This window comes from Halosimplex carlsbadense 2-9-1, from assembly GCF_000337455.1.
In the GTDB taxonomy this organism is placed as follows: Archaea; Halobacteriota; Halobacteria; order Halobacteriales; family Haloarculaceae; genus Halosimplex; species Halosimplex carlsbadense.
Genome location: NZ_AOIU01000047.1, coordinates 81857 through 94949 on the forward strand (window position 1 = coordinate 81857; position 13093 = coordinate 94949).

At 72.1% G+C, this 13093-nt stretch carries 12 protein-coding genes; 6 read left to right on the forward strand and 6 right to left on the reverse strand.

Annotated features, from left to right (window positions below):
* Positions 1 to 25: 25 nt before the first annotated feature.
* Both C475_RS20580 and C475_RS20585 read right to left on the reverse strand, forming a co-directional pair.
* On the reverse strand, positions 26 to 541 hold the full coding sequence (locus tag C475_RS20580; protein WP_006885840.1) for a hypothetical protein: 516 nt from the start codon (positions 539 to 541) through the stop codon (positions 26 to 28).
* Positions 541 to 843, reverse strand: a complete 303-nt coding sequence (locus tag C475_RS20585; protein WP_006885841.1) for a UPF0175 family protein — start codon at positions 841 to 843, stop codon at positions 541 to 543. The genes C475_RS20580 and C475_RS20585 overlap by 1 nt, the downstream gene beginning before the upstream one ends.
* 141 nt (positions 844 to 984) lie before the next feature.
* On the opposite strand from C475_RS20585, the gene C475_RS20590 reads away from it, so the two are divergent.
* The 6 genes from C475_RS20590 (at position 985) to C475_RS20615 (ending at position 7193) form a co-directional block, all read left to right on the forward strand.
* Positions 985 to 1440: an SHOCT domain-containing protein gene (locus C475_RS20590; protein WP_006885842.1), complete on the forward strand. Its 456-nt coding sequence runs from the start codon at positions 985 to 987 to the stop codon at positions 1438 to 1440.
* A gap of 66 nt (positions 1441 to 1506) precedes the next feature.
* Positions 1507 to 2364 (forward strand): pantoate kinase, encoded by an 858-nt coding sequence (locus C475_RS20595; RefSeq protein ID WP_049931099.1) that lies wholly within the window; start codon positions 1507 to 1509, stop codon positions 2362 to 2364.
* Between the two features lie 187 nt (positions 2365 to 2551).
* A complete protein-coding gene (locus tag C475_RS20600) occupies positions 2552 to 2818 on the forward strand; it encodes a UPF0058 family protein (RefSeq protein WP_006885844.1) in 267 nt (88 codons plus the stop codon).
* An 89-nt stretch (positions 2819 to 2907) separates the two neighbouring features.
* Positions 2908 to 3624: a helix-turn-helix domain-containing protein gene (locus tag C475_RS20605; RefSeq protein ID WP_006885845.1), complete on the forward strand. Its 717-nt coding sequence runs from the start codon at positions 2908 to 2910 to the stop codon at positions 3622 to 3624.
* A 117-nt stretch (positions 3625 to 3741) separates the two neighbouring features.
* Positions 3742 to 4500: a 4-phosphopantoate--beta-alanine ligase gene (locus C475_RS20610; protein WP_006885846.1), complete on the forward strand. Its 759-nt coding sequence runs from the start codon at positions 3742 to 3744 to the stop codon at positions 4498 to 4500.
* A gap of 137 nt (positions 4501 to 4637) precedes the next feature.
* The gene (locus tag C475_RS20615; protein WP_006885847.1) at positions 4638 to 7193 is read left to right on the forward strand and encodes an AAA family ATPase; all 2556 of its coding nucleotides are present in this window, start codon (positions 4638 to 4640) and stop codon (positions 7191 to 7193) included.
* A 28-nt stretch (positions 7194 to 7221) separates the two neighbouring features.
* On the opposite strand, the gene hutH is transcribed toward C475_RS20615, so the two are convergent.
* From hutH to hutU, 4 genes are read right to left on the reverse strand one after another with little or no spacing between them, the layout of a single operon-like run.
* Complete coding sequence (gene hutH / locus C475_RS20620) at positions 7222 to 8844, reverse strand: histidine ammonia-lyase (protein ID WP_006885848.1); 1623 nt, start codon at positions 8842 to 8844, stop codon at positions 7222 to 7224.
* The gene (gene hutI, locus C475_RS20625; protein WP_006885849.1) at positions 8837 to 10147 is read right to left on the reverse strand and encodes an imidazolonepropionase; all 1311 of its coding nucleotides are present in this window, start codon (positions 10145 to 10147) and stop codon (positions 8837 to 8839) included. The genes hutH and hutI overlap by 8 nt, the downstream gene beginning before the upstream one ends.
* Positions 10140 to 11201: a formimidoylglutamase gene (hutG, locus tag C475_RS20630; RefSeq protein WP_006885850.1), complete on the reverse strand. Its 1062-nt coding sequence runs from the start codon at positions 11199 to 11201 to the stop codon at positions 10140 to 10142. Before hutG ends, hutI begins: the two co-directional genes overlap by 8 nt.
* Positions 11194 to 13020, reverse strand: a complete 1827-nt coding sequence (gene hutU, locus C475_RS20635) for a urocanate hydratase (RefSeq protein ID WP_006885851.1) — start codon at positions 13018 to 13020, stop codon at positions 11194 to 11196. The genes hutG and hutU overlap by 8 nt, the downstream gene beginning before the upstream one ends.
* Positions 13021 to 13093 lie beyond the last annotated feature (73 nt).

Sequence of the window (13093 nt, forward strand, 5' to 3'; positions counted from 1 at the left end):
AACCGCGCGCCGGGGCGCGCGGACGCTACTCCCCGACCGCACCGACCGCCTGCGACCGCATCTCCCCGGTCATCTGGATGCCGTTGGCGTCGATGCGGCGGACGATCCGCCGGGCCTGCGAGCGCGAGAGGTACTTGTCCTCGGCGGCCGCGCGAGCGACGACGCCGAAACAGCTGGTGACCGCGCCGCCCAGCCCCTCGGCGATGCGGCGGACGCGGCGGTCCTCGGAGACGACGGCGACGGCGTGGCGGTCGTTCGGGTCGGCGTGGGCGATGACGCCCGCGAGCATCGCCGCTTCGTGGGTTCCCTCGTCGATGCCGACGACCTCGACGGCCCGCTCGTGGGCCGTGTCGGGCACCGCGGTCGAGACGGACGTCTCGTCGAGAAACGACTCCAGCGCGCTCCGGGCCGGCTCGGTCGTCACCTGTCGCTCGACGACCTCGGGGACGACCAGTCGCCCGTCGAAGCTCTCCAGCAGGTCCAGCTCGCCCACCTGGCCGAGCGCGTAGAGGCTCGTCGGGCCGACGTAGATGCGGGTCATTACAGCTCCTGGGCGGTGAACGCGTCGTCGCCCAGGTCCTCGGCGGCCAGCTGGGTGGTGAGGTTGCGCTCGTGGGCGATCTCCAGCCACTCGCCCAGCGAGACGCCGGCGATGCGGGCGGCCTCGGCGACCGAGGCGTCGCCCGTCTGGTAGCGTTCGACCGCGCGCCTGACGCGCAGCTCGGCCAGCCCCTCACGGAGCGCCTTCCGGATCGTGGTGCTGCGGTCCTCGTCTAGCAGTTCGGCGACCGCGTCCAGTTCCTCCTTCTCGTCGGTCGGGAGCCGCGCGCTGACTGACGGCATACTCGATACGATGTCCCCCATCGTATACAATAACTCTATGGGTCGCCGCCGGCGCTCGGCTGCCCGGATCCGGGCGGCGCCGCGGGGACGCCAGCGGTCGCGGCGAGGTAGATACAAATGCGGGGCCGCCCTCGATCCGGTATGGCACGCGACGACCGCGACGCCGTCGAACCGGACGACGGCGACGAGGAGAGTCCGCTCGTCGGCGTCGCGACCGGCGCCGTCACCTTCCTGACGCTCGGCGTGGCCTTCTCGCTCATGTTCCTCGGCGTCGACTACTTCTGGGTGGCGTTCCCGGTCGGCTTCGGCGGCGGCATGCCGCTGGCCGTGGCGCTGGCGAAGTACTACGAGTCCGAGGGGGCGGCCGAGCGCGACCGAGAGCGCGGACGCCGCGACCGCGGCCGGAGCGACGAGGCCGACGACGCGCTGGCGGAACTCCGGGACCGCTACGCCCGCGGGGAGATCGACGACGAGGAGTTCGAGGCCCGCGTCGAGCGGCTGCTGGAGACCGAGTCCGTCGACGACGCCGAGACGTTCCTGGGGACGGACTCGCCGACGGGTGACGGCTCGGACGAACGCGAGCGCGACACGGCCTGAACGGCGCCTCTCTCCGCCGCGCCCCGAGGACGAAACTGATTACAGGCGCCGTACCGACGAGCGAGTATGACAGCGGTGGCACGGGCGTTCGTCCCCGGGCACGTGACGGGCTTTTTCACCGTCGACCGGGCCGACGACCCGACGAAGGCGGGGTCGCGCGGCGCGGGACTGGCGCTCTCGGAGGGCGTGACCGTCACCGTCCGGCCGGCCGAGGCGGTCGCGGTGACTCTGAACGGCGAATCCGTCGAGATCGAGGCGGTCGAGCGCGTGCTCGACGCGCTGGAGGCGACAGTCGCGGTCCGCGGCGTGACGGGCTTGCCCGTCGGCTCGGGGTTCGGCGTCTCCGGCGCGATGGCGCTGGGGGCGGCGCTGGCGACGAACGACCTGCTCGACCGGCGGCTCTCGACGTACGAGCTCGCAACGATCGCTCACGGTGCGGAGGTTCAGGCGGGGACCGGCCTGGGCGACGTGGTGGGCCAGCTCCACGGCGGCGTCCCGATCCGGCTGGAGCCCGGGAGTCCCCAGCACAACAAGATGGACGCGGTGCCGGCCCGCTCGCGCGTCGAGTTCCAGACGTTCGGCGAGCTGTCGACGAGCGAGGTGATCGGCGGCGACACCGAGGCCATCTCGGCGGCCGGCGAGCGCGCGCTGTCGCGGCTCGTCCAGGAGCCGACGCTGGAACGGCTCGTGGCGTCGTCACGGCAGTTCTCCCGCGAGGCGGACCTGGTCACCGACCGGGTGTACGAGGTGGTGACCGACGTGGCCGAGGCCGGCGGCGAGGCGACGATGGGGATGCTCGGGCAGACGGTCGTCGCGCTCGGTAGCGGCCTCAGCGACGCCGGCTACGACCCGACGGTCTGCCGGGTCGACCCGACGGGGGCGACGCTGGTCGCCCCCCGGGGCGACCGGACGCTGCCGGAGTAGAAGCCGCTTACCGCCAGCCAGCGACGGACCGTAGTATTCAGGCATTCGTTTTTCATCCGTGGCATCCGTCTCATTCGACGGACCGGAGACGCGCGCGATATCGGTCCCACCTCTCCCACCACCCCACCCCGGTTTCCGCTTTCGACTCACTGGCCCGCGCATGCGCGGGCCACCTACCACCCAACCCATGCGAAAACGCGAGACACTCTACTTGCACGCGCTGTTCGTCCTGGTCCGTCGGGAGTTCGAGGACGAGCGCGACCTGGCGGCCGCTCCGTTCGACGAGTACGACGAGACGGCGGTCGATCCGACCGCGGTCCACCGCCCGAAAGACGCACACGAGCGGGCGCTGTTCGCGCTCTCGACGGGTCTGAGCGCGACCGCCGCGTCGGCGACGGACGACACGGAGCGGCCCCGGTCGGACGCGGCAGGTTCGGACCAGTATGCGAGGTGACCGACGACGCGGGGTTCAGCCCCCGGTGTGCCCGTCCGCGTCGAGCGACACAAGACACTTGTCGCCGTACCCGTGGGGTCCCCGATAGCATGGCCTCGCCCGAAGAGCAACCGACGGAGCTCGAATTCCGGGTGACCAGTTCCGACTACGTGTTCGTCAGGGAGTCGGAACGCGGCTCCTGTCGGTGGATACTCCGGGAACTGCTGCCGCGGTCGAACGGCGAGTATCTGGAGTTCTTCGAGGTGCGCGACGCCTCGCCCGCGACCGTCGACCGGATCACCGGCGCCGGACCGGTCGAGGAGCGACTGGTCGACCATCACACCGACAACGGCGTGCTGGTCTGTCGCATCGAGGAGCCCGCCGACTGCGTCGCGACGACGCTCGCTGACGAGGAGGCGTTCCTCCGCGACCTCTGGGCCGAGGCGGGCGACGGTCACGTCGTCGCCGAAGTGTTGCCCTCCCGCGATGCGGGTGCGGTCGTCGAGTCGTTCATGGACGAACACTCCTCGGTCGAACTGGTCGCCAAGCGCGACCGTCCCCGCGAGGGGCCGCTGTTCCTCCGCCACCAGGTCCAGGACGTGCTCGCCAGGGAACTCACGGACCGCCAGCTGGAGGTGCTGGTGACCGCCTACCGGACCGGCTACTTCGAGCGACCGCGCGAGACGACCGGGGCGGAGGTCGCCGCGGACCTCGATATCTCGCCGTCGACGTTCTCCCAGCACCTCCGGGCCGCCCAGCGCAAGCTCCTCGGGGCCCTCTTCGAGGAGGGCGGCCCCGCCGCCGGCCACCGGATCGGCGCGGAGTGACCGGCCGATACCGGCGGCCTCGATTCGCGAACCCCCGCGACCGAGACGCGCCACCGACCGTGAGCGGTCGGCGTCGGAAGCGTCGGATTTTCGGCGCTCGGCCCCGAGCGTCCGGGCATGACCGACGCCGACATCCCCGAGAGTCACCCGCGCTACGAGTCGCTGCTCACCCGCCACCGCATCGAGGCGGGCGTCGAGAAGGGGATCACCTCTCGCCAGGGGCTCATCGCCCAGGGCCGCGGCGAGGCGTTCGACTACCTGCTCGGCGAGCGGACGCTTCCCTCGGCCGACGCCGCCGAACGAGCCGCTGCCGCCCATCTCCTCCTGGCCGACCACCCCGTCCTCTCGGTCAACGGCAACGTCGCCGCGCTGGTTCCCGGCGAAGTCGTCGACCTGGCCGAAGCGACGGCGGCCGACATCGAGGTCAACCTCTTCAACCGCACCGACGAACGGATGGAGCGGATCGCCGACCACCTCCGCGACCACGGCGCGAGCGAGGTGAAGGGCCTGACTGCCGACGGCCGTATCCCGGGACTGGACCACGAGCGAGCGAAGGTCGACGCCGACGGCATCGGCGACGCCGACGTGGTGGTCGTTCCCCTGGAGGACGGCGACCGCGCCGAGGCGCTGGGCGAACTGGGCAAGGTCGAGGTCGTGATCGACCTCAACCCGATGTCGCGCTCGGCGCGGGCGGCCGACGTGCCGATCGTCGACAACGTGATCCGCGCGGTCCCGGCGATCGCAGAGCACGCCCGCGATCTGGCCGATGCCGACCGCGAGACGCTCGAATCGGCCGTCGCCGAGTTCGACGCCGACGAGGCGCTGGCGGCCGCCGAGCGCGCGATCCGCGAGGGCGGCGACGACGACGAGACGTGAGGCCGCTGTCGGGTCGCCGGGTGGCGCGAACGCCGGTCGGACCGGCGACGGCCCCGGTCGCGGTCGGCCGGAACGTTGATACTCCTGACCGTGTCACTCCGTCGTAATGACCCGCGCACGCGACGGAGGAGTCTGACGTGCTCCCGAAACGGTTCGCCTTCGACCGGCGGCTACCCGACGAGGCGACGGTCCGGGCCGCGCTGGACGAGCGAGCGATCACCCCGTTCGGCCCCGGCGAGGACCTCGACCGCCTCCACCGGGTCCTCTACCCCGCGTTCCGGCTGACCTTCGAGTACGAGGCGTCCGAACTGCTCTCGTTCGGCGCGAACAGGGAGACGACGACCACGCTCGTCGACGGGCTGGTCGAGGGCAACGACCGGTTCGTCCACGAGTACGTCGACGGGACGGCCGACCCAGTGACGGTCGACCCCGGGGAGTTCGACCTGGGGAGCGACCATCCGGGCCTGGGGACCACGGTGATGCTGGAGTTCCAGGCGACGAACGACCGCGCCGAGAGCGTACTCGTCGAGCGGCTGCTCGACTATCGCGAGCGCCGCGCGGCCGCCGGCGAGGAGGCCGCCGCCGTCTTCCTCAACAAGTTCAAGGACGCCTACGGCCTGCCCAACGACTTCGACCCCGACGGCGGCATCGACGTGGTCGACGTGAGCCGCGTCTACCTGCCGTTCTGGCTCGCGGAGTTCCGTGCCGACAGCGCCGACCACGCCTATATCGTCTCCTTTCGCGACGAGAGCGACGCCGACGTGGACCACCCCGACGGCTGGGTGGCCGAGTGGGTCTCCGGCGACCCGACGGTCGTCGGCGACTTCGGGTACGAGGTCGACCTCGACCGCGTCCAGCGGAGCGCCGGCGACGCCGGAAGCGACGGCACCGGGAGCGACCGCGGGGTCGGGGACGCTGAGACGAACCACGAGGGCGGCCCCGACCCCCTGGACTCCTCGGGCAGTCGCGGCGCCGGGGCCGGCGACGGCGACACCGAAGCCGTCCAGCCCGACGGGGTCGAGATGAACGCCGATTCGCTCGTCGACCTCGCACCGGACCACGGCTTCGGCGAGGTCGGCGGGATGGCCGATCTCAAGGAGACCCTGCGCCACAAGGTCGTCCGGCCGGTCACCGACCCCGACCGGTTCGCCGAGTACGGCCTGAGCGTCGTCAACGGCGTCCTCCTGCACGGCCCGCCCGGCTGCGGGAAGACCTACGTCACCCGGGCGCTGGCCGGCGAACTGGGCCACGCCTTCGTCGAGGTCTCGCCCGCCGACGTGACGAGCAAGTACATGGGCGAGCCCGCCCAGAAAGTCGCCGACGTGTTCGAGATCGCCCGCGCGAACGCGCCCTGCCTCCTCTTTATCGACGAGATCGACGGGATCGCCGGCGACCGCGGCGGCGGCGCGGACATGAACTCCAGCGAGCAGCAACTGGTCAACCAGCTACTGACGGAGCTCGAATCGCTGGACGACCACGACGTGGTCGTGGTGGGCGCGACCAACCTCCTCGAAGACGTGGACCCGGCGATCCGTCGGTCGGGGCGGTTCGACGAGCGTGTCGAGGTGCCGCCGCCCGACGCCGACGCGCGGCGGGCCATCCTCGACCTGCACCTCGCCGGCCGACCCACGGTCGACGACCTAGACCGCTCGCCCGCCGTCGAGCGGACGGTCGGCTACGCCGCGAGCGACCTCGAGTTGATCGCCGAGAACGCGGCCCGCGAGGCGTTGCGCGACGAAGCGCCGATCGGCAAGTCCCACCTCGAATCGGCCCTCGAATCGACCGAGTCGAGCATCGGCGACTGGGTCGGCGTCTCGCACAAGGAAGGGACCCACGTCGTCCAGCCCGACGGGGTCGACCTGTCGGCCCACTCGCTGGTCACCGTCGACGTGGACCAGTCGTTCGGCGACGTGGGGGGCATGGCCGAGCTGAAAGCACGACTGCGCGAGACGGTGCTGGACCCGCTCTCGAACCCCGAGACCTACGACCGCTACGATATCGACGTGCTCTCCGGGCTCCTGCTGTACGGCCCGCCCGGCTGCGGCAAGACCCACGTCACGCGGGCGCTGGCGGGCGAACTCGACCACGCGTTCGTCGAGGTGTCCCCCGCCGATTTGACCAGCAAGTGGATGGGGAAACCGGAGGAGAACGTCGCCGACCTGTTCGAGATCGCCCGGGCGAACGCGCCGTGTCTCCTCTTTATCGACGAGATCGACGCCGTCGCGGGGTCGCGCGGCGGCATGAGCCAGGGCAGCCAGGGGATGGTCAACCAGCTGCTCACGGAGTTGGAGGCGCTCGACGAGGACGACGTGGTCGCCGTCGGCGCGACCAACCTGCTGGAGGACGTGGACGGGGCGATCCGCCGGTCGGGGCGGTTCGACGAGCGCGTCGAGGTGTCGCCGCCCGACGTCGACGCCCGACGGGAGATACTCGACCTGCACCTCGGCGAGCGACCGGTGGCCGACGCGGTTGACTGGGACCGGATCGTCGCGGGCACCGAGGGGTACGCCGCGAGCGACCTCGAACTCCTCGCCGAGAACGCCGCACGCAACGCGCTCCGCGCGGGCGACCCCATCGACGACGACCACCTCGACGCGGCGCTCGACGAGACGCAGTCGAGCCTGCGAAACTGGGGCGACGGCGACCGCTACGCCGAGAGCGACGCCGGCTCGGACCTGCAGTACTTCGGGTGAGCGACCAGCCAGCGCGTTCGAGGGGCGCTCAGGTCAGCGGCTCGTCGAGCGCGGCGTTCACCCGCGCTTCGAGGGCGCCCGACCGCACGAGGTCGGCGACGGCGGCCATCTCGTCGGCGAGCGGACGGTCACCCTCCAGCGGCGGGACGCGCTCGCGGACGGCCTCGTAGGCGGCGCCGCTGCCCCGTCCGGGGGCCAGGTCGTCGTCGACGAACTCGGCGGCCTGGGCGCCACAGCACAGTTCGACCCCGAGGACGCGAGCGACGCGGTCGGCCGTCTCGCGGGCGGCCCAGGCGGCGGTGGCGCTCATGCTGACGTGGTCCTCCTGGTTGCCGCTGACGGGCGTGTTGTCCGTCGACGCTCGGCCCGTGGCCCGGCACTCGTTGACGAGCGCGGCCGCGGTGTACTGGGCGATCATGTACCCCGAGCGGACGCCGGCGTCGGTGGTGAGGAACGGCGGGAGATGCGGCTCCTGGGTGTTGGGGTTGAGCATGCGGTCGACGCGGCGCTCGCTGATCGCGGCGAGTTCGGTCAGCGCGCTCGTGAGGTAGTCCAGCCGGAGCGCGAGGGGTTCGCCGTGGAAGTTGCCGCCCGAGAGGACCGCGGCGCGGTCGGTGCCGCTGGCGCGGGCGGCGGCGTCCGTGGCCCCGCCGTCGGATCGGCCGGCGATCGAGTCGCGCCGGAAGACGAGCGGATTGTCGGTGGCGCTGTTGAGTTCCGTCTCGACCGCCTCCCGGAGGTGGGAGACGGCGTCGCGGACGGCGCCGTGGACCTGTGGGAGACAGCGCGTCGAGTAGGCGTCCTGCACGCGGTCGCAGTTGCGGTGGGAGTCGACGATCTCCGAGTCGGCGGTCAGCCGCCGGAGGTTCGCCGCGCTGTCGGCCTGGCCGTCGTGCGGGCGGACCGCCTGGATCGCCGGGTGGCTCGGTACCGTCGAACTCAGCGTCACCTCCGTCGTCAGCGCGCCCGCCACGTCGGCCGCCCGGACCTGCCGCTCGGTATCGACGACGAGCAGGGCGCCCAGCCCGACCGTCAACTGCGTGCCGTTGATGAGCGCCAGTCCCTCCTTGGCGCCCAGCGTCAGCGGCTCCAGCCCCGCGCGGGCCAGCGCCGCCTCGCCGTCGAGCCGTTCGTCCCCGACCTCGGCCTCGCCCTCCCCGAGCAGGACGATCGTCGCGTGGGCCAGCGGCGCGAGGTCGCCGCTGGCACCGAGGCTTCCCGTCCGCGGGACGACGGGGTGGACCCCTTCGTTCAGCAACGCGGTGAAGTGGTCGACGACGACCTCGCGGACGCCCGAGTAGCCCTTGACGAGCGCGTTGATCCGGGCGACGAGCATCGCGCGGACCGCCTCGGTCGGCAGGGGCTCGCCGCTGCCGGCGCTGTGGCTCCGCAGGAGGTTCGTCTGCAACTGCGCGACCGCCTCGCGCGGGATGCGCTCGTCGACGAGTTCGCCGAAACCCGTGTTCACGCCGTAGACCGCTTCGTCGCTCTCGACCACCTCCGCCACGCGCTCGCGGGCGGCGCGGACGGCCTCGCGGGCGTCGTCGGCGATCGCGACTTCGGCGCCCTCGCGGGCGACGGCGGCCACGTCCGCGGGGGTCAGCGACTCGCCGTCGAGGACGACCGCGCCTCCGCCCCCGGCATCAGACATCGGTCTCACCGCCGGACCCTCCGTCGTTCGCGTCGTGACTCCCGGTCCACTCGGGGCCGACGACCGGGCGTCCGTCCTTCAGCACGGTCGCGACGCGGTTGATCCCGTAGCTGTAGGGGACGTGGACGTGCGAGGGCGCGTCGAGGACGACCAGGTCGGCGGGCGCCCCCTCGCGGACGACGCCCAGGTCGGGGCGGTCGAGCGCGCGGGCGCCGTTTCGGGTCCCGGCCACGAGCGCCTCGGCGGGCGTCAGTCCCATCTCGACGCAGGCCAGCGCGCTCGCGAAGCCCATGCTCTGGGAGTGGCAGTTCGGGTTGAAGTCGGTGGCGACGGCGACGGGGGCGCCCGCCTCGACCATCGCCCGCGCGTCGGCGTAGTCGGCGCCGAGGCCGAACGCCGTTCCCGGCAACAGCACCGGCGCGACGCCCGCCTCCACGAGCGCGGCCACGTCCTCGTCGGTGGCGTGCAGGAGGTGGTCGGCGCTGGCGGCACCGACCTCGGCCGCGAGCTTCGCGCCGCCGCGGTGGGCGAGTTCTTCGGCGTGGACCTTCGGCGTCAGGCCGCACTCGGCGCCCGCCCGGAGGACTCGCCGGGACTGGTCGACGGTGAACGCCCCCTCGTCGCAGAACACGTCACAGAACTCGGCGATCCCCTGATCCGCGACGGCCGGGAGCTGTTCGTCCACGACCCGGTCGACGTAGTCGTCGTCGCTCACGGGATCACCACTCCCCTCGTAGTCCCGCGGGACCGCGTGGGCACCCATGAACGTCGGGATCACGTCCACGGGGTGGCGGTCGTCGGCACGGTCGACGACGTCGAGCATCCGCAGTTCGGTTTCGGTGTCGAGGCCGTAGCCCGATTTCACCTCGACGGTGGTCGTTCCGTGAGTCAGCATCACGTCGAGGTGGTCGAGCAGGTTCCCGAGCAGTTCGTCGTCGCCGGCGGCCCGCGTCGCGCGGACGGTGCGGTGGATGCCGCCGCCGTTCGCGAGCAACTCGCCGTAGGTCGTCCCCCGGAGTTTCGCCTCGAACTCGTCCGAACGGTCCCCGGCGAAGCAGGCGTGGGTGTGCGAGTCGACGTAGCCGGGGATCACCGCCCGACCGCTCGCGTCGACTTCGTGGGCGGCGTTTTCCGGTGGGTACTCGCGAGTCACCTCGTCGGTGGGTCCCACCGCCGCGACCGCGCCGTCGACGACCGCTATCGCGCCGTTCTCGACGATCCCCGCGGGGTCGTCGCTCCCCAGCCCGCCGGTCGCGGTCGCCGCCTCGGCGGCGCCGTGGACGACGGCGTCGAGATCAGCCATCGAGGGCCCCCGTGCGGGAGTGGCGGCCTTTCGGCGCGGCGAGGCTGGCGAGGAAGTGCGCGAGAGCGCGGGCGGCGGCGTCGACGGTGCGTCCGCCCTCGTCCAGCGACGGCGCGCACTCGACGACCTCGAAGCTCGCCACGCGGCCGTGGGTGGCGACGTGTTCGAGCAGCCGATACAGCTCCCGGGTCAAGAGCCCGCCCGGCGTCGGCGCGCTGACGCCCGGCGCGGCCGCCGCGTCGAGGACGTCCACGTCCACGCTGACGTAGATGGCGTCCACGTCGCCCAGCGAGGCGATGGCGTCGTCCATCGCGTCGATGGGGTCGGCGGCCACCTCGGCGGGGGTGAACACCCGTCCACCCTGTTCGTGGAGGAAGTCGTGGTAGGCGGTCGAGGTCTCGAAGTTGCGGGCGCCGACGACGGCGAGTTCGTCGAGGCCGTCGGCGAACAGCTGTCGGTACGGCGTGCCGCTGGTCGGACCGGTCCCGTTGCGGACCTCGCGGCAGTCGAGGTGGGCGTCGAAGCTGATGGCGCCCAGCGATCCGCGGTCGAGTAGCGGCGCGGCGTTCGGGTACGTCAGCGAGTTGTCGCCGCCGAGGAAGACGGGGACGGCGCCGCGGCCGTAGAGGTCGCTCGTCACCTCTCGGACCCGCTCCTGGGTGCTCGCCACGTCGGGGCCGCCCCCCTCGGTCTGGTCCGGGAGGGCCACGTCGCCGAGGTCGCCGAGCGCGAGCGACTGGCCGGTCGAACCGTGGTCGTGGCCGGGGGTCCCCCTCCGTCGCTCGTCGCGAGCGACAGGTCCGACATCGACGTGGTGCGTCTTCGCCGCGGCGAGCGACTCGCGGATCGCGGCCGGTCCGTCGGCCGCGCCGCGGCGGCCGATAACCCCGCCGTCGTAGGGTTCGCCGACGAGCACGGCGTCGAACGCGTGGAGATCCTCCAGCGACGCCCGCTCGACGGCGTCGCCGAGTTGCTCGTCGTTCGGGTCGTCCGAGGGACCGCTCCACTCCGGCGGCGGCGAGAACGCGGCCGCGCCCGCTTCGCCGTCACGCATCTCGGTCCTCCATCGGGACGGCGATATCGGACGCGCGGGCCTGTTCCAGCGCCCGCTCGTAGCCCGCGTCGGCGTGGCGGACGACGCCCATCCCGGGGTCGGTGGTGAACACGCGCTCGGCCTTCTCGGCGGCCAGGCCGGAGCCGTCGAGGACGACGTGGTTGTTGGTGTGCAGGGAGTTGCCGATCCCGACGCCGCCGCCGTCGTGGACGCTCACGACGTCCGCGCCCGCCGCGCAGTTGAGCAGGGCGTTGAGGATCGGCCAGTCGGCGACGGCGTCCGAGCCGTCGCGCATGGCCTCGGTCTCCCGATTGGGCGAGGCGACGCTGCCGGCGTCGAGGTGGTCCCGGGTCACGACGACGGGCGCCCGGATCTCGCCGTCCGCGACGAGGTCGTTGATCCGCAGGGCGAAGCGGGCGCGCTCGGTGAGTCCCTCCTCGTCGCCGGTTTCACCGGCTCCGCTCCGAGACGCCTGCGGCGTCTCGCTCGTTGCGGCCCCGAGCCAGCAGACTCGCGCCGGGAGTCCCTGGAACGAGACTCGCTCCTGTGCGAGGTCGATCCAGCGGTGGAGGGCGTCTTTCCCGGGAAACAGCTCCTTGACGGCCTCGTCCGTGCGGTGGATGTCGGCGGGGTCGCCCGACAGCGCCACCCAGCGGAAGGGGCCCTTCCCTTCGCAAAAGAGCGGGCGGACGTACGCCGGGACGAACCCGGGGAAGTCGAAGGGTACGCGCTCCCGGGCGGTCGCGCCGGAGACCGGCCAGGGGTCCTCACTACCTCCGTCGGCCCGGAAGTCGGCGACCTGGCCGCGGATGTTGTTGCCGTACTCGACGGCCACGGCACCGCGCTCCTGCAGTTCGAGGACCGCGTCGACGTGCCGTTCCATCGTTTCGAGGCTCTCGCGTTCGTAGCGGTCGGGGTCCGCCTCGCGCAGTTCGTCGGCCTCGGCGACGGTGTAGCCCGAGGGATAGTACCCCTCCAGGGCGTCGTGAGCGGACGTCTGGTCGGTGACGATATCGGGGACGAAATCGCGTTCGAGCATCGCTTCGAGCACGTCCGCGGCGTTGCCGTGGACGCCGACCGAGTACGGCTCACCCGATTCGGCGGCCCCCTCGGCGCGCTCGATGGCTTCGTCGAGGTCGTCGGTCTTCGCCTCGCAGTAGTCCGTCTCGATGCGGCGGTCGATGCGGCCCTCGTCGACCTCGGCAGCGATACACACCCCGCCGTTCATCGTTACCGCGAGCGGCTGGGCGCCGCCCATGCCGCCGAGGCCGCCCGTGACGACGATCCTGCCTTCGAGGGATCCGTCAAAGTGTTGGCGGCCCGCCTCGGCGAGCGTCTCGTAGGTCCCCTGGATGATCCCCTGCGTGCCGATGTAGGCCCACGACCCGGCGGTCATCTGGCCGTACATGATCAGTCCCTTCGCCTCCAGTTCGTGGAACTGTTCCCAGGTGTCCCAGCGGCCGACGAGGTTGGAGTTGGCGATGAGGACCCGAGGCGCCCGCTCGTGGGTCTCGAAGCGTCCCACTGGCTTCCCGGACTGGACGAGCAGCGTCTCCGTGTCGCCCAACTCGCGGAGTTCCGCGACGATAGCGTCGTACGCGTCCCACGAGCGGGCGGCGCGGCCGGTCCCGCCGTAGACGACCAGGTCCGCCGGCCGCTCGGCGACCTCGGGGTCGAGGTTGTTGTCGAGCATGCGGAGCGCGGCCTCCTGGCGCCAGCCCTCGCACTCGACGTCTGTCCCCGTCGTCGCTCCCGGGTCGGCGCGCCACCGGTCGCTCGGTTCGCCGACCGCGGCGTCGTCGGGCTCCTGCTGTGACATACGGTAGCTTGGATCGAGACGGACAAAAGCGCGATGCCGGCTGGCGTCGGGCCGATCGGAGACGGGGCGGTCG